This is a genomic window from Kribbella sp. NPDC004875 (assembly GCF_042873375.1).
Classification (GTDB): Bacteria; Actinomycetota; Actinomycetes; order Propionibacteriales; family Kribbellaceae; genus Kribbella.
In genome coordinates, this window is sequence record NZ_JBIALI010000006.1 from 731,629 (window position 1) to 754,809 (window position 23,181).

A 23,181-nucleotide genomic window follows, 5' to 3' on the forward strand; every position below is an offset into this window, starting at 1 on the left:
GGAGGAAGCAGTCCGCGGGGGTGTGGTAGTCAGCTAGTTGGCGTCAATCTTAGGAGTCCGCCTTGGACGTCACGAGCAAGACCTCAGAAGTGCCTGAAGAGCCGTCCGCGGCAGTCGCGACCGAGAAGGTCTGGAAAGCGGGCAGGCTCGAACCGATGCCGATCCGGAAACTCCCGGACGCACCGCCCTCCTTGCACATCCTCGGTCCGACCGTCTTCCTGGTCGCGCTGGGGGTGGGGATGGGGGAGTCGTACATGTGGCCCCGGCTCGTCCTGGTGTTCGGGCCGGACATCCGCTGGTTGTTCATGGTCGGTGTCACGCTGCAGGCGTTCGTGCTGCTGGAGATGGCGCGGTACGCGATGGCCACCGGGGAGAGCATCTTCTTCGGCGCGGCCCGGATCTTCAAACCGCTGATGTGGTTCTTCTACGCGGCGGCCATCCTGATCTACATGTGGCCGGGGCACCTGTCCGCCGGCGCGGCCGCGTTCGAGGAGATCACCGGCATCCCCTGGCAGGTCACCGCGTGCGTGGCTCTGGTGTTCGTCGGTGTGCTGTTCAGCCTGCTCTCGGTGATCTACAACTTCCTCGAGAAACTACTCGGACTGCTGATCGGCCTGCTGGTCGTCGGTACGTCGGTGATCGCGGCGATCGTCGGCAGCTGGGACGACCTCGGCCGGACGCTGGCCGGGATGTTCGCGTTCGGGTACTTCCCGCACGAGGCGATGACGTCGGCCTGGTTCCCGGTGGTGGTCGGCTCGATCGCGTTCGCCGGGCCGTCCGGCATGCAGCAGATGTGGTACACGCTGCAGTTGCGGGACAGCGGCGCCGGCATGGGCGCGCACATCCCGAAGATCCGCGGGCTGCGGGCCGCTGGCGAGGCGGAGTCGATGCCGTCGCGCGGGTTCATGTTCGACACCGAGGACCCGGCCGAGCTGGCGAAGTGGAAGGGCTGGCGGAAGTGGGTCACGTTCGACGCGATCCTGCTGTTCTGGGGAATCACGATGCTGGTCACGATCTCGTTCACGGTGCTGGCGATGTCGGCGGCGCGGGAGAACCCGAACGTGGCCTCGCTGATCGAGGGCGGCGACCGGGAGGCGGCGCTGAAGGCGATGTCGGACGCGTTCGCGTCGGCCGGCTCGTCGGTCCTCGGCACGCTGTTCTTCGCCTTCATCGCGCTGATCGGGCTGAACGCGACCCTCGGTCTGTTCGACTCGTTCTCCCGCGGCCAGGCGGACATGACGTACTACTTCGTGCCGGGCGCCAAACGGTTCTCGATGTCGCGGCTGTACGCCGGGTTCTTGTGGGGCGTGATCCTGTTCGGGATCCTGATCCTGCTGTTCGGTCCGGCCGACGGTCCGGCGGGGATCCTGGACACCCTCGCGTTCCTGTCCACGTTCGCGATGGGCGCGTACTGCATCGTGCTGCTGCTGACGAACAACAAACTGCTGCCGAAACCGATCCGCCCCGGACCGGTGCGGAACGTGATCATCGGGTTCGGAGCGGTGTTCTACCTCGGGATGCTGTTCTACTGCCTGTTCCGCTTCGGTGTGGCGGTCGGCTGAGATGGCGTCGCTGAAGCAGTTGGCGGAGTTCACCGTCCCGGCCGCGTCGGTGGGCGCGGCGGGCGGACTGATCGCCGGTGGACTGGCCGCGTTCGTGGGCCAGCCCGCCGGCTGGGCAGTCCTCTCGGGCCTCGGGCTCGGCGTACCGCTGATCCTGTTCGGGGCGGGGTACGCCGTTCTCGTGGCGCTCGGGAAGGTCCCCGCCGGGGTATTCGCGCCGGCGGCGGTCTACTGGGTGATCGCGTTCCCGCTGGCGCTGATGGCGCACGCGGTCGTCACCGAATGGGTCGTCGCCGGTACGCCGGGGTTGCCCCCGGATCCGTGGAAGTTCCTCGCCTTCCGTGCCCTGGTGAGCATGGGATTCGCGATCGGCTTCCTCTGGATGCACGAACAGATCGGCCGCTTCTGGTGGCCGCACATCCTCGACCACAACCAGTACGCCCGCCGCACGGTCGAGCAGTACGCCCACCTGGCAACCGCCCTGCAAGCCCGCAAGGCAGCTGCTGGCCGCAAGTGAAGGTCGCCCGCATCCGCTGGATGCGGGCGACCACGCAAAGGTCACCGTCCGCGGTGGCAGCCTTCTTGCCGCCTTCGGCGGGTGCGCGTCTCGTGATGCCGGGGACTGCGATCGGCGCCAGGTTCGGGACTGTGGATGCCTGCCGGTGACTGTGCACAGGCAATTACCTGTGCACAGTCCCCAGAGGGTGTGCGCGCCCCCCGCAGGTGGACCCGCCGAGCTCGCCTGAACGTCGGCGGGTGGACTGCGTCCGCGCTGTCAGCTGGTACGGCGCCGGCGTTTCGGGGTCTCGGGTTCGGGGGTTTCGGTGGGCTCGGTGCTTGCCTGGAGGTCGTGGTAGGCCTTGCGGGTGTGCTCGGTGTGTTCGCGCATGATCTGCGCGGCCTTGTCCTCGTCGCCGTCACTGATCGCCTTCACCAGGCGGTTGTGCTCACGCCAGGAGGCGGCGCCGCGGACCGGCGCGACGGGCGTGTAGTACCAGCGGACGCGGCGGTCGACCTGGGCGGCGAAGTCAACGAGGAAACGGTTCCCGGACATCTGGGTGATCAGGCTGTGCAGCTCGGCGTTCGTCCGCACGGTGCCGTCGATGTCTCCGGCTTCCTGGAACCCCGTCCCCACCTTGCAGAGCTCGCGCAGCTTGGCCACGTCCTCCTTGGTGGCGTGCCGGGCCGCGAGCCGCGCGGACTCCGACTCCAGCGCGGCGCGGGCCGCCAGCAACTGGTCGACCTCGTCCTCCGCCGGAACGTGCACCATCGCGCCGAACCCGGGCCGCAGGTCCACCCAGCCCTCGTTGTTCAGCCGCTGCAGGGCTTCCCGCACCGGCTGCCGGGAGACGCCGAGCAGACCGGCCAGCTCGACCTCGACGAGGTGCCGGCCGCGCTCGAGAGTACCGTCGATGATCATCTCGGTGAGCGCCTCGTAGACCGACTCCCGCAACGGTGTCGGCCGTTTGACGTGCCGCACCCCGGCCGGTTCCGCACCGGCCCCTGGCCCTGCACTGATCGTCGTCATCGAGGTCCCTTTCGGTCCTACAGCCACGGCACTTGGTAGACAGTCTACCAAGTGCCGTGGCGCGTCTCCGGGTTCGCCGCCGATCGTGTCAGGCGGCGGGCTCGTCGGCGGATTCGCCGACTGATTCGCCGGCGGTACGACGCTCGTCGCCGGCCGGCGGGATGGCGCCGGTCAGGCGGGCGAGCTCGGCGTCCAGGTCGACGGGGTTGTCCAGCTCCTGCTGCAGCTCCGGGGCATCCGGGAACTGCGGGCGCGCCGCCAGAGCACCGAACCTACGTGTGAAGATCATTGCTACCCTTCCTTGAATTCTGGCTTCTGTATACATTGAACCAGGCGTACGGGCTGGTTCTGCCCGCATCTCACGTGATCCCGCTTACACCCGGGTCGAGTACGTGTGCGCGCCCGTGCCGGCCGGCCGTCAGGGCCGGGCGGTCAGAGTCCTGCTCGCGCTGTCGAGATGGCCGGAATCCATCAAGTGCACGTCGAGTAGATCGTCGAGAGCTTTGTGGACGCCGGCCTGGCGCGCGACGTCGAGCACTGCGCGCGCGAGCACCGGCTCCGGGCTGCGTGCCGCGATCACCAGTCCGACCCGCGGGCCGCGGGCGGGACGCTTCAGCGGTACGACGCGCATTCCGTCGGGTACGCCGAACATATGCAGCCAGGCGTGCGAGATGACCGTCGACCAGTGGCTGCCGTGCAAGTGGCTGTACAGCCCGGAGACGGTGTCGCTCTCGATCGCGGGGGTCGCGGTCACGCCGTCGTCGGTGAAGTAGCCGTTCATGATCCTGCGGTTGCGCATGTCGGGGGAGAGCAGGCAGAGCGGCAGCTCCGCGACCTCCGCCCAGGTGGCGACCTGCTGGTCGGCCGACTTCGAGTGCTTCGGCGTCAGCAGCAGGTAGCGCTCCTCGTACAGCGGGGTCTTGCGGACCTGCCCGAGCGTGTCGTCGTCGAGGTAGGTCATCGCGACGTCCAGGTCGAACTCGGCGAGCTTCTGGGTGATGTCCCGCGACGACAGCGACTCCAGGGTGACCCGTGCGTTCGGGTGGCGTTCGCAGAACGGTGTGGTCAGCAGTGAGACGACCGGCATCGCGGTCGGGATCGCGCCGATCCGGAGCGTGCCGGTCAGGCCGCCGCGCATCATCGACAGCTCGTGGCGGAGCGCGTCCTGCTCGGCGAGGATTCGCTGCGCCCAGAGCAGCACCCGCTCGCCCTCGGGGGTCAGTCCCTCGAAGCGCCGGCCGCGACGCACGATCGGTACGTCGAGCTCCTGCTCGAGCTTACGGATCGCGGCGGACAGTGACGGCTGCGAGACGTAGCAGGCGTCCGCCGCGCGGGCGAAATGCTTCTCCCGGGCGAGGGCGACGAGGTACTCCAGCTGGCGGAGCAGCATCAACGAGCCCGGTACGGTGTGCAGTCGCCTGTATACATAATCCAACTGTAGTGAGCCGTGCTGAGACCGGGAAGATCCCGACGCCAGTGTGAACTGGATCACACGGTGTCTGTCGCGCCGGGGCCTGTTCGACGGTCTGGCAGAGGTATTTCTGTCAGAAGGAGTTGTGTGATGGACAAGGTCGTTTCGCAGGACGGCACCACGATCGCGTACGACGTGACCGGCAGCGGGCCCGGTCTGGTGCTGATCGCCGGCGCATTCACCGGCCGGTCGTACTTCGGCGAGTACGCCGAGGCGCTGTCGTCGGCGTTCACAGTGGTCAACTACGACCGGCGAGGGCGTGGTGACTCCGGCGACGCCAGTGACTCTGGGTCTTACGCCGTGGAGCGGGAGTGGGAGGACCTGGAGGCGGTCCGGTCGGCGACGGACGCTCGGTACGCCTGTGCGTTCTCTTCGGGGTCGATGGTGTTGTTGCAGGCCGGTCTGCCGTTCGAGAAGCAGGCGGTCGTCGAGCCGCCGTTCCGGGTGGAGGGCGCCCCGCCGGCCCCGGAGCGGTATCTGGAGCGGCTGCAGGAGTTCGTCGCCGCCGGAAACCCGGGTGGGGCCGCCGAGCTCTTCATGGTCGAGGCGGTTGGTCAGCCCCGGGAGATGGTCGAGCAGATGCGGCAGTCGCCGATGTGGGCCGGCTTCGAGGCCATGGCGCCCACGCTGGTCTACGACGCGTTGCAGATGCGCGACAGCGCCGTACCGGTGGAGTTGCTGGCTTCTGTCGACCGGCCGACGCTGGGGCTTTACAGCAATGCCAGTCCGGAGTGGTTGCAGCGTTCTGTGCGCGAGATGGCCGCAGCACTTCCGCAGAGGACCGTGGAGGGGCGTGACGGGACGTTCCATACGCTTCCGCCCGAGACGCTGGCTGAGGTGCTGACCGGCTACTTCCGCAGTGCGTGAACTGGTCGGCCGGGCAGACTCCGGTCGAGTAGACGCTTGAGGCGTGGCGCCAGCGGTCGCTCGACGCCGTAGTGCAGGGTGGCCGCGACGCCGACCATCAGCGCCATCGTGGTGGCGACCAGGAGGACGTGGTTCGCCTGGTCGCCGAGCCGCTCGAAGATGATGAAGCCGACGTGTGCATGCACGAGATACAGGGGGTAGGTGAGCGCCCCGAGTGCTGCGAACCATGGTCGGCCGAAGCGATGCGTCAGCTTGAGCGCGATCGCGAGCATGATCGCGAAGATCGCGATGATGATCATCACCACAGCGGTTCGGTGGATCTCCGTGTGGTACCTGATCCCGACCCGGTCGGCGAACCCGATCCCGCGGTAGATCGCGTTCCCGAGCGAGATCGCGACGATGGCGAGCCGCTGCGGCGTGGCGCCGTACCGGTGGATCAGGCAAAGCGCCGTACCGGCGATGAAGTAGTGCGAGAACTGCGTGTTCAGCACCAGATCGGTTGCCTGCGGCAACAGGCCGGCCTGGAACACGAAGGTCGCGGCCAGCCACGCCCAGCAGAAGATCGTCACCCGCCGCGCGGTGATGCCGATCCAGATCAGGACCAGGATCATCACGTAGAACCGGACCTCGGCCCAAAGCGTCCAGTAGACGACGTCGACGTTCTCGATGTTCGGCAGCGAGTTGAACATGGTCAGATTCGCCAGGTACTGCGGCAACGACACCGGGAACCGTCCCGCGCCGAACACGACCGAGACGATCGCGGTGAGCGTGACCGCAACCCAGTACGCCGGATAGAGCCGCACCGCCCGCGACACCACGAACGACCGTGGGCTACGGTCCCACGCACTGAGCAGGACGACGAACCCGCTGATCACGAAGAACAGATCGACGCCGAGATACCCGTACCGCGCGACCACGTCCACGTGCGGGAAGGCCAATCCGCCGAGCCCGCCGGCGTACGCCGAGAACAGGTAGTGATACGCCATCACCGAAACCGCCGCCACGATACGCAGCAGATCCACTTCGTGGAGCCGTCCCCGTGAGGGTTCCACAGCCGTCCTCTCCTCGCCGAACGCGCCCCAGTCTGCTGCGGACGACCCGCACAAACGTCAGCCCACAGCACGATCCCTCGTCCGACTCACGGATGACGTCCTCAGCCGAAGCTGACGCGCTCCCGGTAGAACTCGAGCAGATCCTTGTCGCCGTTCACCTCGACCTGGTCGTCCCGGCGCTTGTACAGATGCAGCAACAGGTCGGTGATGGGCCCGCGGACCGTCACCGCGGCCGGCTCGTCACTGCGCCGCCAGCGGATCACCTCACCGGTCAGGTCGACGACCCACGACTGCTCCGGCGCGGCGTACTTCAGTGTCCGCCCTGGGCCGAGCAGCTCACGCATCCACGGGTGCACCTCGAAGTGGAACGGCAGCGCGCCGAGCTCCATCCACTCGTCGATCCCGTCCGCCGCCACCTCCGGCTCCAGCTCGTACGCGACCCCGAGCGCCAGCGCCGCATCCGCTCGGTGCATCACGGTCTCGTGCGCCATCCGCCGAGCCGTGAACCGCGTCGTCGGCTCGTCGACGGGCATCGCGATCGGTACGTCGGGACCCGCCGTACGGAGGGTTTCCGCCAGGTCCCGGGCACCAGTGACGATCCACCCAGCGAGCTCGTGGACTTCCGTGTCGGTGCGATCGGCCGGACCGGCGTACCAGTGGGTCGGGTCGCGGAACTCGTCCTCCGGTGGTGCCTCGCCGGTCCGCGCGACGACGATCGCCTCGCGGTGCGCACCGCCGACATGACGGACGAGCTGGCCAACGTTCCACCCGGGACACGACGGGACCGGTGTGCCCAGGTCCGCGCCGGTGGTCAGGTGGCCCGCCAGTAGCTGGGCCTGCTCGACGATCAGAGCACAGTGCCGCTCGAACTCCATCTGCTCCTCCATCTCGGTTGTTGCCCACTGGTCGGAGCCGACGCCGGCGCCTTGACATCAGTTCCGGTCAGCGACAGTTGGAGGTGATGCCGACCGCTGTGGATCGCGCTCAGGCGCCGGGGGCGCGGACGAGCTGAGGGTGACGGGCCGCGAGCTTGTTGTAGGCGGCAAGTACCTCGGTGGGGACCTCGACGTGGTCGATGAAGTTGCGGCCGCTCGGGCCGTAGATCTCGAGTCGGTGGATCTCTCCGAGCAGGAGTGACCGGAAGCGTTCGAGGCTCCAGATCTCGGGTTCGCCCGGTCCGGCGCTCACGTGGTCGGGGCCGACCCAGGGGATGAGGGGCGCGTGGCTGATCAGCGTCGTACCGGGGAGGTCGGCGAAGGAACGCTGGAAGCAAGCATGCGTACGGCGCTGCATCGTCGGGTCCTGGATGAGGAGCAATGTCTGCGGCGTGTTGATCAGCCGGCGGGTGAACTCGGCGTTCTCACCACAGTTCGTCGATTGGTCCTCGACTGTTGCGCTGATCCCGGCGTCGATCAGCAGATCCTGGAAGACATGCGACTCCGGTCGACCGACCTCCGCGTCGAGTCCCCGCCGGCGCAGCGCCTCTTCGAGGTGGCTCGTCGAATGGCCGACGCCTCCGCTGACGAGAACCGGTGCGTCGTACCTGCGATGGGCCTGTGCGGCGACGTCGACCGACTCCAGTACGGCGGAGCCCATCAGCACGATCAGGTCGACCGGCTGCTCGACCGGATCCCGTCGCGCGAGGTAGCGCGCGATCACGTCCTCATCCAACGCTGACGGCCCTCGGCTCTTCGGGGAGATCCTGCAGGTGCCGCGTGTCGTTGAGCGACACGACCTGATGGCTGAAGTGGGAGTCGTTGCGGACGAGGGTGGTGATACCGCCTGACGTCAGCGGGAAGAAGACTCGGTCGGTCGACATCATCGGCATCCCGATCCAGGCGGCGATCAAATAGCTCGAGGCGGAGCCGTGCGACACGACGACCTGGTTCGAGACCGGTTGCTTCACGATGTCGTCGAGAGCGGGATACAGGCGTTCGACGAGTTCCATCCGGGTTTCCGCGCCGGCCGGTCCGTCGTGGTGTCCGAGCCGATCGCCGTACTCAGGAAGCGGGATGCGGCGCTCGTTGAGCCACGCTTGGGGACGCCCGTCGGCCTCACCGTTGGACCGTTCACGCAGCCGCGCGTCTGTCCGAACCTCGACCGAGAACCTCCGGGCGATCCGCTCTGCCGCCGCACTGGCTCGCTTGAGATCAGAGGAGTACACCTCGACCGGCTCCGACTCGATCCTGCTCGCCAGGACGTCGGCGATGCGCTCCGCCTGCAGACGTCCACGGGCCGTCAGCTCGGAGTCGTGCCACCCACCGACGAGACCGTCGACATGATGCTGCGCCTCCGGATGCGTGACGAGATAGATGTGCCGCATATCCCTCCTCCGACGTTCGGATCCATCCGGCCGGGCTATGAGATCAGGTCGGCAGGCGCATCGGCATCAGGATGTACGCCGAGTCGCTCGTCGGAGCGTCCTCGGCCGATCGGAGACCGGTCAGATTGGTGGGTCTGGTCGGCTGCGTGAACGCGAAATGCGCCAGCGGCGTACCCAGGGAGGCCAGCCCGTCGAGGAGATAGCCCGCGTTGAACCCGGCCACCACCGGATCGCCGGTCAGCGTCACCGCGACGGCCTCCGAGGCCTGCGCCTCCTCTCCGTTGCCAGCGTCGAGTGTCGCCGTACCGTCCGTGAATGTCAGTCGCACCGGCGCCGACCGCTCGGCCACCAGCGCGACCCGTTTGACCGCCTCGACGAGCGCGGCGGTCTCCACGGTGACCGTGCTGGTGATCGCACTCTCGGTCGGGATCAGGCTGCGCACCTTCGGGAACTCGCCGTCGATCAGCCGGCTGGTCGAGTGCCGCCCGCCGCCCTCGAACCCGATCAACCCGTCCCCTGTGCGGGTCGAACCGAGCGCGAGCGTCAACTCGTCACCGGACATCACCTTGGCCACGTCCGAGAGCAGCTTCGCCGGGACCAATGCGTTCGCCTCGATGCCGGCGTCGATCGGCTGCCACGGGAACGTCCGGACGGCCAGGCGATACCGGTCGGTGGCGAGCAGCGAGATCGACGAGCCGCGGATCTCCAGCCGGATCCCGGTGAAGACCGGAAGCGTGTCGTCCCGACCGGCCGCGCTCACCACCTGTGCGACGGCACGCGCGAACACGTCACCCTCGACCACTCCGCTCGCCGCAGGCATCTCCGGCAGCGGCGGATACTCGTCGAGCGGCAGGGTATGAAGGACGAAGCGCGCGGAGCCACTACTCACCTGGACCCGGGCAGCCTCGCCGCTCAGATCCACCGAGTCCCGCGGCATGCTCCGGCAGATGTCGGACAGCAACCGCCCCGACACCAGCACCCGCCCCGCGTCGGCCACCTCCGCAGGCACGCTGACCTGCGCCGAGCTCTCGTAGTCGAACCCGGACACCGTCACCTGACCGTCCGCCGCGTCGACCACCATCCCGGCCAGGATCGGCACACTCGGCCGACCGGGCAGCCCGCGCGCCACCCATCCCACTGCCTCGGCGAGCACGTCACGCCCGACTCGAACCTTCATTCCATCTCCTCCCCATCGAGAGGTCCGACTCAATCAGGCGCCACCGACAATTCTTCAGCCGAACTGGATCCGCGTGATCCGATCGGCCTCACCACGGGTCAAAGTCAGCGCCGACGCGGCCCCGGGAACGACGTACCCCGGATCCTCGGCCGCTCTCGCGAGGACCTCCGGCCATCGTCGGCAGTGCGTCGCCATGCTGCCGGATCGCACCACCCGCCCCCGCGCCCACTGACCGTCGCGAGCCACCTCGTCCGGTACGTCGAGCAGAATCAGATGCACCGGCCGTCCGGCCCGTCGAGCTCGGCGACCGAGCAGTTGACGCACCCACGGGCGGGTAGCGCAGTCGTGCACCACCATCGGCCCGGTGCCGCGACGCATGCCGCTCAGCACGGTGACGTAGTACACGAGATGCACGAACGGCCGCCACCACGCGTACGGCATGAACCCCAGCGTCGGCGCCCACCGATTGCGGATCCGCTCCGAGTCGTAGACCCGGACCTGATCGGCACCGGTGAACACCCGCCGCAGAAACGTGCTCTTACCGGCGCCAGGTATCCCCGCCAGCAGTACTACGGCATCGATCGCGTACCGCAGCTCGCGTCCTCGGAGTACTCCTTCGACAAGTCCCGAATGCACCTCGCACGTCCTTCCCGCACTCGCCTGGTACCCGGCCAAGTACAAGTAGGACGAACAGCATCTGCCGGTGGCCCCCAAAGAACGCTGAGAACTCGGTAGGAACTCCCTGAGAGCACAGCGCCCGCCGCGACCGTTCAGCAGGTCGCGGCGGGCGTGGATCGGATCAGTGCGTGCCGAAGGTCTCCAGAAGGGTCTGGCGCTCCGCCTCAGTGAGGTTGGTGTCGACCAGCTTGCTGCCCATGCCATGGAACCGTTCGCCCAGACGGTCGAGGTCGCCCTCGTCGGTGACGACGAACAAGGCCGAGGTCCCCTCCGTCACTTCGGTGCGGATCTTCGCCAGCTGCTCCTTCGTGATGCCGACGTCCTCCGTCGCCTTGCTGATCGCACCGATGGCGGCTCCGACCGCACCACCGATCAGCGGGACGAAGAACAATGCGCCGAGCAGCAGACCCCAGAACGCGCCCCACCCGGTCCCTCGCCAGGTCTCCTCGTGGCTCTGGTGCGTCGTCGGCTTCGACTTGCCCTTCGGCCAGGTGACCACCGCGTGGTCGAGGATCTTCACCAGCCCGTCGGCGCTGGCCCCTTTCAGGATCCGGACCGCCCGGTCGGCGCCGTCCGGATCATCGAACTTCCACACCGTGAACGTGGTCATGCCACCGCTCCTCCCCTCGAAGGTCCGGCGCAACCCACGTGCCCCCGGGGCCACGCCCTGATCCGAGCGTAGACCGCCGCCGGGGCGCCTCTGAAGAGCACGCTGACCTGCGACTTTCCGGTCAGAGGTGCAGATCGCGTCGCTGGTGCATCCGCCCGTCGCCGTCGAGCTCGATGACCGTGTCGACGCCGATCCGCTCCAGGAACGCGAAATCGTGGCTGACGACAAGCAGCGCGCCGCGGTACGCATCGAGCGCCTCCGCGAGCTGCTCGACGCTGGTGATGTCCAGATTGTTGGTGGGCTCGTCCAGTACGAGGAGCTGCGCCGGCGGCTCCGAGAGCAGCAATCTGGCGAGCGAGACCCGAAAGCGTTCCCCGCCGGACAGCGTGCGCACCAGACGGTCCGGACTGTCTCCCCGCAGCAGCAGACGGGCCAGCTGGTTGCGAATCGTGCCGGCAGGCGTCTCCGGAGCGACGGACTGGACGTTTGCCAATGCACTCCGGTCGTCGTCGAGGCCGTCGAGGCGCTGCGGGAGGTACCCGACCAGATTGGTCAGGAGCTTGCCATGCGGTCGTCCGGGTGTGGCAGCGGTCCCATTGACGAGGTGGTTGATCAGCGTCGATTTCCCACTGCCGTTAGCGCCGACCAGAGCGATTCGCTCGGGACCCTGGATCACGATGGTGCGTTCCTCGTCGTACAACTCGGCGAGACGGCGCCCGCGGGGGACATCGGGGTCGGGGAGTACCAGGTGGATGTGCTCCTCCTGACGTACCCGGGCGTCCGCGGCGTCGACAGCGGCCTGCGCCGACTGCACCTTGTCGTCCAGTGTCGAGCGCATCGCACCGGCTGACGCCTGGGCCTTGCTCGCGCGGTTGCCCGCCAGGATCTTCGGGATACCGCCCTGCTGCTGTGTCTTCTTCGCGGTGCGTTCCCGGCGCGCCAACTTGGTCTCCGCCTCGACCCGCTGCCGCTTCTCGACCTTGAGAGCCTGCTGCGCCGACCGTGCGGCCTGGAGGGCGGCTGCTTGTTCTTGTTCCTGGTGTTCCTTCCACGCGCTGTACGGACCGCCGTACGTGCTGAGCATCCCGCCGTACAGCTCGGTGGTGTTGTCCATGTGTTCGAGCAGCTCGACGTCGTGGCTGACCACGACGAGCGTCCCGGGCCACTGGTCGACGAACTCGGCCAGTTTGGCGCGGGTCGGCCGGTCCAGGTTGTTGGTCGGCTCGTCGAGCAGCGTGATCGGCGTACGGCGGACACGCAGGCCCGTAATGGCGATCAGCATCGCCTCGCCACCGGACACCTCGGCGACCCGGCGGTCCAGGTCGCTAGCCGAGAACCCCAGCTGGTCGAGGGCCTCGCCGGCGCGGGACTCGATGTCCCAGTCGTCGCCGATGGTGTCGAAGTGGCGCTCGTCGGCGTCACCGGCCTCAATAGCCCGGATCGCGGCCACGATCGCGTCGATCCCGAGCAGCTCGGCGATCGTCGCGTCCTGGCGCAGGGTGAGCGTCTGCGGCAGGTACCCGACCTCGCCGACGGCGTCGATCTGTCCGGAAGTCGGCTGCAGGACGCCGGCGATCAGGCGCAGCAGTGTCGACTTCCCGGCTCCGTTGCGACCGACCAGACCGGTCCGGCCGGCGTTGATGGTGCCGTTCACACCGGCCAGCGCGACAGCGCCGTCCGGCCACTCGAAGGTCAGCTCGCGGAGGGTGATTGCGGATTTCGGAGACATGCATCTGCTTTCTTCCCGGCAGTCGATGCCGGGGGAGTGAAGCCGCGCACAGGCACGGACGGAGTACGACGGGTCCGATGCGAACGTGCCGGTACCGCGGTCAACGCCTCGAACAGGCGGACGCGGGAGAAGCGGACAGGCCACCGGCAGTTCGGCGGCTAGATTCTGTCGACCTCGATCTCCACGAGGCCAGTTTAACATGTGACCGCGATCACAAAGCGGTCTGTGACCGGCCGGCACCGAGCTGTTGCGCAAGGCAAGGAATCGCGTGTTCCGATCCGCGGACCGGCCTCCGGATCGGCCGAGCGCCCCCGGCAGGACTCGAACCTGCGACCAACGGATTAGAAGTCCGACGCTCTATCCAGCTGAGCTACGGGGGCGTATGGCAGGGAGAGTCTCTCAGATCCCCGGGTGATCGCGCCTCTGGGTTCCCGATCCCGGTGCTCGCGGGCGGGACGAAGTACAGGGTTGTCGTTCCATCCCGGTAACGCTGAGTGGGTGGTTCTGCCGCATGGTCGGGCGCCCAACTAGGCTGCGGTCATGAGTTACCCCTCACCAGGCCCGGCCGGCTCGCCGCAACCCGCGGCGGGCTCGGCGTACTCGCCGGGCGGACCGTACCCGCAGCCCAACGTGCTCGGGAACCACCCGGTCCCCGGCCAGCGCCGCAACCAGGGCGTGCTGATCGGCATCGTGATCGCGGTGGTGTTCGCGATCGCGGGTCTGGTGATCTTCGGCATCGTAGCCAAGTCGACCGGCGCCGGCGGCTTCACCTGGGGCCTGGTGTTCGCGTTCGTCCCGGTCATCCCGGTGATCGCGCTCTACCTCTGGCTGGACCGGTACGAGCCCGAGCCGACGAAGTACATCGTCTTCGCCCTCTGCTGGGGTGCCTTCATCGCGACCCTGGTCGCGATCTTCATCAACACCGAGGTGTCGCACCGGCTGGCCGAGACCGGCGTCGGCGGCGACCGGTCCGCGGTCTTCGTCGCGCCCCCGGTCGAGGAGTTCGCGAAGGGCTCCGTGATCCTGCTGCTGGCGCTCGTCCGCCGCAAGGAGTTCGACGGCATCATCGACGGCCTGGTGTACGCCGGAATGGTCGGCGTCGGCTTCGCCTTCACCGAGAACATCCTGTACTACGGCCGCGTGTTCAACACGCTGTCCGAAGAGGCCGGCAGCGACGCGGGTCTGCGCGGGGCGTTCGCACTGTTCATCATCCGCGGCGTGATCTCGCCGTTCGCCCATCCACTCTTCACGTCGTTCACCGCGATCGGCATCGGCGTCGCGATCCGGCACCGAAGTACCGTCGTACGGTTCCTGGCCCCGGTCGTCGGGTACCTCGCGGCGGTCCTCGCGCACGCGGCGTGGAACGCGTCGGCGAGCTGGGCCGGTGGCGGCGGCTTCATCCTCGCGTACCTCTGTCTGATGGTCCCGCTGTTCATCTGCCTGGTGATCTTCGCGCTGGTGATGCGGTCCCGGGAGGGGCAGATGATCGCGTCCCGGCTGTACGACTATGTCCGCTTCGGATGGCTGATACCTCAGGATGTGCCGCTGATCGCGACGCTGCGCGGGCGCAAGGCGCTGCGGCAGAACGCGCGGCGGTACGGTCCCCAGGCGGAAGCGGCCGCGAAGGCGTTCCAGCACAACGCCACCGAGCTGGCGTACCTGCGAGACAAGATCGTCCGTCAGGTGATCGGGCCGGACGCCCTGGAGACCGAGAAGTCGCTCCTCGACGAACTACGTGCCCGGCGCGCGAGCGTGCCGTTCCCTCCGATGCCGGCCTTCGCCCAGGCCGCACCCGGCTACCGCGGCATGCCTCCGGGGCCGATGCCCGGCGGACCTGTTCCTGGCGGGCCCGTTCCCGGTGGGCCCCTGCCTGGCGGGTCCCTGCCTGGTGGGCCCGGTGGGCCTGGTGCTGGTGGGCCCGGCGGTGTTCCTGGTGCCGGTGTTCCTGGTGCTGGAGTTCCTGGGCCTGGAAGCTCAGTTCCGGGTGCGCCGGTGCCGCCTGGCGGCCCGGCGCCGTACCCGGGTGCCGACGGGTCCCGGCCGCAGGATGTGCCGCGCGGACCGGGCGGTTATCCGCCGGCCCAGCCGGGGTATCAGCCGGGTCAGGCCGGTCACCCAGCGAGCCAGCCCGGTTACCCACCGGGACCCCCTGGTCAACAAGGACCGCCGGGAGGATACGGTCCGTATCCACCATCGCAGTGACTGCCACCCGTCCACGCCGCCAAACGGGGATGACGATGACTTTGCTTCTGCGCTGTCCGACCGGGCACCCTGTGTCCGTGGGCGGACACCGTGGCTGACATCAGGTCAGCAGCTGGTGAAGGTCCGGAACCGCGGGTTCCGGGCCAGGATCAGTCTGCCCAGGAGCTGGCGAACCTCATCGCCCAGTCCACCCCCAAACCCCGAGGCTTCTGGCGCCGCCGCCGCCGAAAGTCCGACCCCACCCCGCCAGACTCACCGGCGGACTCAACCCCGGCCGAGCCAGACCCCTCTCCCACGGCGGCCCCCTCCGACCCCACCGCAGCCACCTCGGACGCGCCCGTAACCCCGACCGAAGCTCCCGCGGCCACCCCAGCCGACGGCAGCACCGAGGAAGCCTCCAGCACCACCCCCACCTCGGACGACGCCGCGGCCCCCAAAACCGCTGCAACGATGGACTCACCCGCAGCATCCAAGCCGGCCACCCCTGAAGAGTCACCAGGTACGACGCCCACGCCATCCGCCACCGCAGAGTCGACCGGTACGACGACCACCTCCGCACCTGAGCCAGACGCGTCCGCGACTGCAGAGACTGCAGAGACGCAACCAACCGCGTCGACAACCAACGCAGCACCCGCCGAAAACGCCTCGTCCCCCACTGAAAACGCCTCAGCTCACGCCGCGAGCTCCCCGGCATCAGCCGCGACTGACGCGGCTCACGCCGCGAACACCTCGGCCTCCACCGCGAACGACTCGGCGTCGGCCGCGAACGACTCGGGGTCGGCCGCGAACACGTCGGCGCCTGCCGCGAACACCTCGGCGTCGGCCGGGAACGACTCGGCGTCGGCCAGGAACGACTCGGCTCTCCCCGCGAACGACTCGGCGCCTGCCGCGAACGGCTCGGCGTCGGCCGCCGACTCGAACGGATCGCCAACGGCGTCCTCACCCGAGCCAAGCGCCGCAGATCCCACGGATGAGCCCGCCACGGCACAGCCCGCCTCCAAGGCAGGCGAGGCCAAGTCCGCCACCGAGCCGAGCGCCGCGAAGCCCGCGACCGAGCCGACCGACGCAGAGCCCTCGACCGACTCGACCGACTCGACCGACTCGACCGACGGACAATACGTGCGCGTCGCCGAGCCAACCGCCGTACAACCGACGCCTTCCACCGGGCGCATTCGCCCGACCGTCGGTGTCGTGTACGAGCCCGATGAGTCGCCAGACGGTTTCCCCCTCGAGTACGGCAACATCATCGTCGGCCTCCCCAAGGACCAGGCGAACCCGAGCAAGCCCGCGGCGGATGACCAGCCGTCCACCGCCGAGCCCACCGGCCCCAGCGCTTCGGCAGCCGGCTCCCCGTCGACCTCCGACGTCAACCCGGAGGCATCCACCTCCGCCACGGCCCACGAGCCCGGCGACGCGGGGACGACCTCCGAGGCACCCCACGAGCCCCAGGACGCGGCATCCGCGACCGACGCGCTCCACGAGCCCATCGACGCATCGGCCACTCCCGAGCCGCCAGCCGAGCCCGGCGACGCCGCAGCCACGGCCGAGGCCGTTGACGGGTCCAGCGACGCGGCGGCTACTTCCGAGGCGGTCGCCGAGCCCGGCGCTGCCGCGGTGACGTCCGAGGCGGTCGCCAAGTCCGGCGACGCGGCGTCCGCTTCTGACGCGGTCGACGGGTCCGGCGACGTGTCAGCTGCTCGCGAGGCGGTCGAGGAGTCCGCTGACGCCGCGGTGACGTCCGAGGCAGTTGACGACTCCGGCGACGCGGCGTCGGCTTCTGACGCGGTCGACGGGTCCGGCGACGTGTCAGCTGCTCGCGAGGCGGTCGAGGAGTCCGCCGACGCTGCGGTGACGTCCGAGGCAGTTGACGAGTCCGGTGACGCGGCGTCCGCTTCTGACGCGGTCGACGGGTCCGGCGACGTGTCAGCTGCTCGCGAGGCGGTCGAGGAGTCCGCCGACGCCTCGGCCACGGCCGAGGCCGTTCACGAGTCCAGTGACGCGGGCGCTGCGCCTGACGTCGTACATGAGTCGAGTGACGCAGCGTCTGCCTCGGACGCGGTCGACGGGTCCGGCGACACGACGGCGACTGCCGAAGCGGTCGGTGAGCCCGGCGATGCTGTGGTGACGTCAGAGGCAGCTCACGAGTCCAGCGACGCGGGCGCTGCGTCCGACGTCGTACATGAGTCCAACGAGGGCAACGACTCGAACGAGGGCGACGGATTCGCGGGCGGTGGCGAGTCGGCGGGCGATGTGGCTGACACCGCAGGTGAGCTCGTCGGTGCGGCTGCAGGTGGTCTGGCTGTGGCGTCGGCGGGGCATGCCGCCGGTGATTCTGCGGACAAGGCTGCGGATACTTCGGCGGGAGAACCGGCCGCCGACTCGGCAGACAACGCGTCTACGCAGTCCGCCGATGGCACGGCGGCTGACACCGCGGGTGACTCCGAGAGTCTGTCCGCTGGCGACGCGGTGACTGACGCTGCGGGTGAGTCTGCTGACGACGCGGCGGCTGATGCTGTGGGTGAGTCTGCTGGCGACGCGGCGACTGAGGCAGCGGGTGAGACGGCTGACGGCGCAGATGCGGCAGGCGACTCGGAGGTTGATGCCGCCGACGGGTCAGAAGCCTCGGCGGTTGGTGCGGCCGGCGAGTCAGAGGAGTCGGTGGACGGTTCGGCTGGTGCGGATGCGGCGGTTGAGGCTGGTGCGGCGGATGAGGTTGCTGCCAGCGCGGGTGATGACGCCTCGGGTGAATCCGCGGATGAGGTGTCCGGCGAGTCTGCCGACGACGTAGCTGGGCGTTCTGCGGACGACGCCGCGACGGAGGAAGCTGCGACGGACGAGTCTGCGGGCGACGAGGCTGCGGGCGACGAGGCTGCGACGGACGAGGCTGCGGGCGACGAAGCCGTGGTGAGTGATGCTGCGGTGAGTGATGTTGTGGGGGATGAGGACGGCGGGGGTGGGCAAGAGCCGGAGCTGACTGGGGCGCAGTTGGCGGAGAAGTTGGCGGCTGAGCAGGCTGCTATGGCTTTGATTACGGCTTTGATGAAGTTGCGCGGTGTGTTGGCGGGGAGCCGGCTGCCGTTGGAGGTTGTGGGGGCTGACGAGGCTCGGCAGCAGCAGAAGGCGATGCTGGATCAGCTGGATGACTACCTGCTGCCTCGGCTGGTGCAGCTCGAGGCGCCGATTCTGGCTGTGGTTGGCGGGTCTACCGGCGCCGGCAAGTCGACTCTGGTGAACACCGTGATCGGCAAGGTTGTCAGCGAGCCGGGTGTATTGCGGCCGACGACTCGGTCGCCGGTGCTGATTCACCACCCGGCGGATGCGGACTGGTTCGTCGGGGACCGGGTGCTGCCGGGGATGGTGCGGACGAATTCGGACGAGCCGGGCGGCATGGAGGACGCGGGGCAACTGCGGTTGGTTGCCGCTGACACCGTTCCGCGGGGGCTCGCGATTCTGGACGCACCGGACATCGACTCGGTGGTCGAGGCCAACCGCGACCTTGCGACCCAGCTGCTCGCGGCGGCCGACCTGTGGCTGTTCGTCACCACCGCCGCTCGGTACTCCGATGCTGTCCCGTGGGAGTTCCTGCAGAGCGCGTCGGACCGTAGTACGGCGGTCGCGGTGGTACTCGACCGGGCTCCGCGCGAGACCATCGACGACATCACCGGCCACCTTGCGCAGATGCTGCTCGAACGCGGCCTCGGCGACTCGCCGCTGTTCTCCATCCAGGAGACAGTTGTCGACGGCAACGGGATGCTGCCGCAGCCGTCGGTTGCCTCGATCAAGGACTGGCTGATCGACCTGGCCGCCGATGCCGAGGCGCGCGCCGCCGTCGTACGGCGAACGCTGCAGGGTGCGGTCAGCGCGATGGTGAAGAAGGCACCGCCGTTCGCGGCCGCCGTGAAGGCGCAGGCCGAGACCGCCATCGAACTGCGATCGTCGGTGGAGGCGGCGTACGACCAGGGCGTGAAGGACATCGCGAAGGCGTGCCAGGACGGGACGCTGCTACGGGGCGAGGTACTGGCCCGGTGGCAGGAGTTCGTTGGCACCGGCGAACTCCTGAAGGGTCTGCAGTCGAACGCGGGCCGACTGCGCGACCGGCTGAAGAGTTCGCTCGGCAACAAGCCGGCTGAGACTCGTGACGTCAGCCACGCGATCCAGTCCGGACTCGAGTCGCTGCTGCGCGAACACGCCACGGCTGCCGCCGAGCGGGCCGAGAAGACGTGGCAGGCATCAGCCCCCGGCCGGCAGCTCCTGACGGCCGCCGAGGCGAACCTCGCCAGAGACAGCAGCGCCGAGGCGACTGGCGGTACTGCCACCACCAGCAGCAGGACTGGAAGCGGCACTGGGAGCCGGAGCGGCTCCGGCGGTCGTGGGAGCACCAGCAGCCGGAGTAACGGCGGCGCGGGGAACGGTGCGGGCGGCAACAGTGCGGGCAACAGTGCGGGCGACGGTGGTCCGTCGCTCGGTGCGATGTCGGAGCAGTTCCCAGCGGCGGCGAGTCGTGCGGTCCGGGACTGGCAGGAGTTCGTGCTGGATCTGGTCCGTAAGGAAGGCGCCGACAAGAAGTCGACCGCGCGCATCCTGGAGTACGGCGTCAACGGGATCGGCCTCTCGCTCATGGTGGTGGTGTTCGCCAGTGGCGCAGGCATCCCGAAGGGTGCGCAAGCCAGTGTCGGCGCGGGGAGCGCGGTCGTCGGGCAGCGGCTGCTGGAGGCTGTTTTCGGCGACAAGGCAGTTCAGGGCATGGTCGATAAGGCTCGGGAAGACCTTGACGGTAAGGTTCATGCCCTGATGGATGCCGAATTCGCCCGCTATCTGGCTGTCCTTGACCAGCATCCGGTCGATGCCGAGACGGCCAGGCAACTGACGGAGGCCGCGCGCGCGGTGGAGGACTGCACGTGACGGAAACAGTGGATACGGTCGAGACCCCGGCCCGGGCCGAGACCGATGTCCTGAAGAAGATCGACGCGCTCGAGTCGGCCGCGAAGGCCGGCGACGGGCGCCTGGACCCGGTGGTGCTCACCGAGGCCACCCAGATCGTCGACCGGGCCGGGCAGCGACTCCGGATGTCCGGGGACCTGACGGTGGTGGCACTCGCGGGCGCGACCGGCTCGGGGAAGTCGTCGTTGTTCAACGCGCTGACCGGGCTCGACCTGGCCGCGATCGGAACGCGCCGGCCGACGAGTTCGATGCCGCTCGCCTGTGTCTGGGGTGACGAACCGGCCGGTGAAGTACTGAGCTGGCTGGGCATCCCGCGCCGGCACCAGGTGCAGCACCGGAGCTCGCTCGAGGAAGCGCAGTCCGAGGACCTGGACGGACTGGTCCTGCTGGACCTCCCCGACCATGACTCGACCGAGGTCGAGCACCGGCTGATCGTCGACCGGCTCGTGGAGCTGGTCGACATGCTCGTGTGGGTGGTGGATCCGCAGAAGTACGCCGATGCGGCGCTGCACAACCGGTACATCAAGCCGTTCGCCTCGCATTCCGGGGTGATGGTGTTCGCGCTGAACCACATGGACAAGCTGACACCGGACCAGCGGAAGAGCTGCCTCGAGGACCTGGAACGGTTGCTCAAGTCCGACGGCCTCAAGTCTCCGACGGTCGTCGCGACGTCGGCGGTCAGTGGTGACGGGTTGGAAGAGGTGCGGTCGCTACTCGTCAAGCGGGTCAGCAACAAGCGCTCCGCGCGGGAACGTCTGTCCGCGGACGTCGATCGGGTCGCGGACCGGATGGCGAGCCAGTGCGGCACCGCCAAGACGCCGGAGATCGATTCGGCCGATGTGACAGAGCTTGTCGACGCGCTGTCCGACGCGAGTGGTCTGTCGGTGGTGTCCGACGCCGTACGGCGCTCCTATCTGCAGCGGGCTCGTGCTGCGACCGGGTGGCCGTTGACCAAGTGGGTTGGGCGATTCCGCCCCGATCCGTTGCGGCGGTTGCACGGCGACCAGGTGTCGCGTGAGCAGGGCAAGGCGTTGCGGAAGTCTGCGTCCAACGAGGTTGCGATCGCTCGGTCCTCGTTGCCTGCGGCAACGCCGGTGCAGCGGGCTCGGATGGATGCGGCTGTTCGCACGATCACGACCAAGGCGGCGGATGGTCTTTCGCGGCCGTGGGCGGATTCGGTGCGGTCGACGATCCGGCGGCGCGAGGAGTCGTTGGGGGATGAGCTCGACCAGGCGGTTGCGCGGACGGACCTTGGCGTCACCAACAATCCCGGCTGGTGGGGATTTGCCCGGATTGTTCAGTGGTTGCTGTTCCTGGTGATGCTGGGTGGAGCGGCTTGGTTGGTCGCGTTGGTGGTGACGCGGATCGGCAAGCTCGATGATCCGCCGCTGCCGGAGTGGAATGGCATTCCTTACGCGTGGATCATGCTGGTCGGTGGTGCCGTCCTCGGGCTGGGCCTGTCCGTTATGTGCCGGCTCTTCGCGACCAACGGAGCGATTCGTCGGTCTCGCCAGGTGGCGAAGGCGCTCCGGGACGAGCTCGAGAAGGTTGCCGAAAGCCACGTTGTGACGCCGGCGCGCGAGGAGCTCAACGCGTACAGCACTTGCCGCGACAGCCTCGCCATCGCTCGTCACTAGCCGCACTGGACGGCCGCCCGCCGCTGGAGCGGCGGGCGTGTCGTCGACCTGGTAGGTGTCCGGCGCGCGCAGTGGTGCGTAAGCCGGCGTGGGCCTGGCGGCGGTTAGAGGTCGGTGCCGGGGGCGAATTGGGCCATGGAGATTTTGGCGGCTTCGGCCAGGTCGGTTTCGCTGGTTGTGCCGGACGAGCGGATCGACTCGATCCAGGCGCGGACGGACTTCTCGTTGAACTGGAGGACTTCCGGGGACTCGGCGAGCTCGACGGGGTTGTTGTCCGCGGGCAGGTCGCCGTCTACGTAGAGCGCCAGGCCGAGCAGTCCGCCGTCCCAGCCGGGTCCGACCCACAGTGCGCCGGAACCGCCGGGGGCGGGGGCTTCGCCCATCGAGTGCTCGAGCTCGAGCTCGGTCGACGAGCCCGAGGCGGGCGACAGCCGGAGCTCCAGCAGGCTGGTCGGGCCGCCGAAGGTCACCTTGAACCGCTTCGGCGGCTCGCACTCGAGGATCTCGCCGCCCGCGTTCTGCTCCAACTGGAAGATTCCGCCGACCTTGAAGTCGCCGGTGACCGGCCAGAACCAGCGGCGCATCCGCTCCGGGTCCGTGAGGGCGTCCCACAGCTCCTCCGGCTCCGCCTGGTACGTGCGGCGCATCAGCACAGTCACGGTCTCGCCGGTGCGGCTGACCTCGCGCTGGACCGCGTTGATGTGCTCGAGGATGTCGATCACGGGTCGTTCCCTCTTCTGCTCGGCTGCTGGGACGGTCCCCAGAATGCCGTTCAGGGCTTATATAAGTCAATGCTGAGATAATCATGCCGCCTCCGCTTCCGCAGGCTCCGCGGACGCGGTCAGCGGCAGAGGTGTCGCGGAGTACTCGTCGGGTGGGTACGGCGATGTGGTCGCCTCGGCCGGGTCGGACGCGGGCACGACCGCCGGAGTGGAGAGGCGGGTCGGGTCGGCGCGTGGCGGGTTCTTGCTGAAGGACGTCGTACCGCGGTTGAGGTCGTGGCCGATGGAGAAGGCTTCGAGGATCACCCGGCTGAACTGCTCGCCGGTGTCGTTGGTCCACTCGTGGGTGCGCAACCGGCCGGTGACGATGACCGGCTGGCCGACATGGACCGACTCGAAGGCGTTCTGGGCGAGGGCTCGCCAGCACTGCACGGTGAACCAGGTTGTGGGTTTGTCGACGAACGTGCCAAGGGTGCGATCGAACTGGCGTGGTGTCGAGCCGAGCCGGAACGACGCCTGCGGGCTCTGTCCGACCTCCTTGAACTCGGGGTCGCTGCCGACCCAGCCCAGAACTGTCACGTAGGTCTCGCCGGTGCTCATGATGTGGCCGCCTTCCGGTGGATCGCGGGATGCGCTGTCACCGGAGAAGATGCACCGGCCGGGCGGCGCGCGGTCCTGTGAT

The 23,181-nt window shown here is 68.5% G+C and carries 19 protein-coding genes, 1 tRNA gene and 1 pseudogene; 6 read left to right on the forward strand and 15 right to left on the reverse strand.

All coding sequences use genetic code 11. The features are described from left to right. Positions 1 to 62 precede the first annotated feature (62 nt). Both ACFYRH_RS34085 and ACFYRH_RS34090 read left to right on the forward strand, forming a co-directional pair. Positions 63 to 1,562 carry an Nramp family divalent metal transporter gene (locus ACFYRH_RS34085; protein WP_387783861.1) on the forward strand — a complete coding sequence of 500 codons (1,500 nt, stop codon included), beginning with the start codon at positions 63 to 65 and terminating at the stop codon, positions 1,560 to 1,562. Position 1,563: 1 nt separating this feature from the next. Further along, positions 1,564 to 2,079: a hypothetical protein gene (locus ACFYRH_RS34090; RefSeq protein ID WP_387783862.1), complete on the forward strand. Its 516-nt coding sequence runs from the start codon at positions 1,564 to 1,566 to the stop codon at positions 2,077 to 2,079. 258 nt (positions 2,080 to 2,337) lie between these two features. On the opposite strand, the gene ACFYRH_RS34095 is transcribed toward ACFYRH_RS34090, so the two are convergent. The 3 genes from ACFYRH_RS34095 to ACFYRH_RS34105 form a co-directional block, all read right to left on the reverse strand. Next, entirely contained in the window at positions 2,338 to 3,090 is a 753-nt protein-coding gene (locus ACFYRH_RS34095; protein WP_387783863.1) for a GntR family transcriptional regulator, read from the reverse strand. Between the two features lie 88 nt (positions 3,091 to 3,178). Further along, positions 3,179 to 3,379, reverse strand: a complete 201-nt coding sequence (locus tag ACFYRH_RS34100) for a hypothetical protein (protein WP_387783865.1) — start codon at positions 3,377 to 3,379, stop codon at positions 3,179 to 3,181. A gap of 129 nt (positions 3,380 to 3,508) precedes the next feature. After that, on the reverse strand, positions 3,509 to 4,480 hold the full coding sequence (locus tag ACFYRH_RS34105) for a LysR substrate-binding domain-containing protein (protein ID WP_387783867.1): 972 nt from the start codon (positions 4,478 to 4,480) through the stop codon (positions 3,509 to 3,511). A gap of 171 nt (positions 4,481 to 4,651) precedes the next feature. Here ACFYRH_RS34105 and ACFYRH_RS34110 point away from each other — a divergent pair, with 171 nt between their 5' ends. After that, a complete protein-coding gene (locus ACFYRH_RS34110) occupies positions 4,652 to 5,428 on the forward strand; it encodes an alpha/beta fold hydrolase (protein WP_387783869.1) in 777 nt (258 codons plus the stop codon). Here ACFYRH_RS34110 and ACFYRH_RS34115 read toward each other — a convergent pair. From ACFYRH_RS34115 to ACFYRH_RS34155, 9 genes are all read right to left on the reverse strand, one after another. Beyond that, the gene (locus ACFYRH_RS34115; protein WP_387783870.1) at positions 5,410 to 6,450 is read right to left on the reverse strand and encodes an acyltransferase family protein; all 1,041 of its coding nucleotides are present in this window, start codon (positions 6,448 to 6,450) and stop codon (positions 5,410 to 5,412) included. The genes ACFYRH_RS34110 and ACFYRH_RS34115 overlap by 19 nt on opposite strands. A gap of 131 nt (positions 6,451 to 6,581) precedes the next feature. Further along, a complete protein-coding gene (locus ACFYRH_RS34120) occupies positions 6,582 to 7,355 on the reverse strand; it encodes a maleylpyruvate isomerase family mycothiol-dependent enzyme (protein WP_387783871.1) in 774 nt (257 codons plus the stop codon). A gap of 109 nt (positions 7,356 to 7,464) precedes the next feature. Next, positions 7,465 to 8,139: a YdcF family protein gene (locus ACFYRH_RS34125; RefSeq protein ID WP_387783872.1), complete on the reverse strand. Its 675-nt coding sequence runs from the start codon at positions 8,137 to 8,139 to the stop codon at positions 7,465 to 7,467. A gap of 4 nt (positions 8,140 to 8,143) precedes the next feature. Further along, the gene (locus tag ACFYRH_RS34130; RefSeq protein ID WP_387783874.1) at positions 8,144 to 8,803 is read right to left on the reverse strand and encodes a histidine phosphatase family protein; all 660 of its coding nucleotides are present in this window, start codon (positions 8,801 to 8,803) and stop codon (positions 8,144 to 8,146) included. Between the two features lie 43 nt (positions 8,804 to 8,846). After that, entirely contained in the window at positions 8,847 to 9,980 is a 1,134-nt protein-coding gene (gene dnaN, locus ACFYRH_RS34135) for a DNA polymerase III subunit beta (RefSeq protein ID WP_387783876.1), read from the reverse strand. Positions 9,981 to 10,034: 54 nt separating this feature from the next. Continuing rightward, positions 10,035 to 10,616, reverse strand: coding sequence for an AAA family ATPase (locus tag ACFYRH_RS34140; RefSeq protein ID WP_387783878.1), 582 nt, complete (start codon positions 10,614 to 10,616; stop codon positions 10,035 to 10,037). A 163-nt stretch (positions 10,617 to 10,779) separates the two neighbouring features. After that, positions 10,780 to 11,268, reverse strand: coding sequence for a DUF1269 domain-containing protein (locus ACFYRH_RS34145; protein ID WP_387783880.1), 489 nt, complete (start codon positions 11,266 to 11,268; stop codon positions 10,780 to 10,782). 121 nt (positions 11,269 to 11,389) lie between these two features. After that, the gene (locus ACFYRH_RS34150; protein ID WP_387783882.1) at positions 11,390 to 12,997 is read right to left on the reverse strand and encodes an ABC-F family ATP-binding cassette domain-containing protein; all 1,608 of its coding nucleotides are present in this window, start codon (positions 12,995 to 12,997) and stop codon (positions 11,390 to 11,392) included. 306 nt (positions 12,998 to 13,303) lie between these two features. Then, positions 13,304 to 13,377, reverse strand: a tRNA-Arg gene (locus tag ACFYRH_RS34155). 160 nt (positions 13,378 to 13,537) lie between these two features. Between ACFYRH_RS34155 and ACFYRH_RS34160 the strand changes: the two genes are divergently transcribed. Then, positions 13,538 to 15,199, forward strand: coding sequence for a PrsW family intramembrane metalloprotease (locus ACFYRH_RS34160; RefSeq protein ID WP_387783883.1), 1,662 nt, complete (start codon positions 13,538 to 13,540; stop codon positions 15,197 to 15,199). Between the two features lie 693 nt (positions 15,200 to 15,892). Here ACFYRH_RS34160 and ACFYRH_RS34165 read toward each other — a convergent pair. Further along, positions 15,893 to 16,051, reverse strand: a pseudogene (locus tag ACFYRH_RS34165) (hypothetical protein); the annotation flags it as partial. Between the two features lie 339 nt (positions 16,052 to 16,390). Here ACFYRH_RS34165 and ACFYRH_RS34170 point away from each other — a divergent pair. After that, entirely contained in the window at positions 16,391 to 20,101 is a 3,711-nt protein-coding gene (locus ACFYRH_RS34170) for an AAA family ATPase (protein ID WP_387783885.1), read from the forward strand. Next, on the forward strand, positions 20,098 to 21,777 hold the full coding sequence (locus ACFYRH_RS34175) for a GTPase (protein ID WP_387783886.1): 1,680 nt from the start codon (positions 20,098 to 20,100) through the stop codon (positions 21,775 to 21,777). Before ACFYRH_RS34170 ends, ACFYRH_RS34175 begins: the two co-directional genes overlap by 4 nt. A 104-nt stretch (positions 21,778 to 21,881) precedes the next feature. Here the strand turns inward: ACFYRH_RS34175 and ACFYRH_RS34180 are convergent, their stop codons facing one another. Together ACFYRH_RS34180 and ACFYRH_RS34185 are read right to left on the reverse strand one after the other, a co-directional pair. Beyond that, on the reverse strand, positions 21,882 to 22,499 hold the full coding sequence (locus ACFYRH_RS34180) for an SRPBCC family protein (protein WP_387783888.1): 618 nt from the start codon (positions 22,497 to 22,499) through the stop codon (positions 21,882 to 21,884). An 81-nt stretch (positions 22,500 to 22,580) separates the two neighbouring features. Further along, entirely contained in the window at positions 22,581 to 23,099 is a 519-nt protein-coding gene (locus tag ACFYRH_RS34185; RefSeq protein WP_387783890.1) for a single-stranded DNA-binding protein, read from the reverse strand. Between the last annotated feature and the right edge of the window lie 82 nt (positions 23,100 to 23,181).

Excerpts from the sequence above, each read along its gene's own strand:
- ACFYRH_RS34150 (WP_387783882.1), bottom strand. The coding sequence starts at position 12,997 with ATGTCTCCGAAATCCGCAATCACCCTCCGCGAGCTGACCTTCGAGTGG.
- ACFYRH_RS34160 (WP_387783883.1), top strand. The coding sequence starts at position 13,538 with ATGAGTTACCCCTCACCAGGCCCGGCCGGCTCGCCGCAACCCGCGGCG.
- ACFYRH_RS34120 (WP_387783871.1), bottom strand. The coding sequence starts at position 7,355 with ATGGAGTTCGAGCGGCACTGTGCTCTGATCGTCGAGCAGGCCCAGCTA.
- ACFYRH_RS34145 (WP_387783880.1), bottom strand. The coding sequence starts at position 11,268 with ATGACCACGTTCACGGTGTGGAAGTTCGATGATCCGGACGGCGCCGAC.
- ACFYRH_RS34185 (WP_387783890.1), bottom strand. The coding sequence starts at position 23,099 with ATGAGCACCGGCGAGACCTACGTGACAGTTCTGGGCTGGGTCGGCAGC.
- ACFYRH_RS34105 (WP_387783867.1), bottom strand. The coding sequence starts at position 4,480 with ATGCTGCTCCGCCAGCTGGAGTACCTCGTCGCCCTCGCCCGGGAGAAG.
- ACFYRH_RS34130 (WP_387783874.1), bottom strand. The coding sequence starts at position 8,803 with ATGCGGCACATCTATCTCGTCACGCATCCGGAGGCGCAGCATCATGTC.
- ACFYRH_RS34095 (WP_387783863.1), bottom strand. The coding sequence starts at position 3,090 with ATGACGACGATCAGTGCAGGGCCAGGGGCCGGTGCGGAACCGGCCGGG.
- ACFYRH_RS34090 (WP_387783862.1), top strand. The coding sequence starts at position 1,564 with ATGGCGTCGCTGAAGCAGTTGGCGGAGTTCACCGTCCCGGCCGCGTCG.
- ACFYRH_RS34110 (WP_387783869.1), top strand. The coding sequence starts at position 4,652 with ATGGACAAGGTCGTTTCGCAGGACGGCACCACGATCGCGTACGACGTG.
- ACFYRH_RS34100 (WP_387783865.1), bottom strand. The coding sequence starts at position 3,379 with ATGATCTTCACACGTAGGTTCGGTGCTCTGGCGGCGCGCCCGCAGTTC.
- dnaN (WP_387783876.1), bottom strand. The coding sequence starts at position 9,980 with ATGAAGGTTCGAGTCGGGCGTGACGTGCTCGCCGAGGCAGTGGGATGG.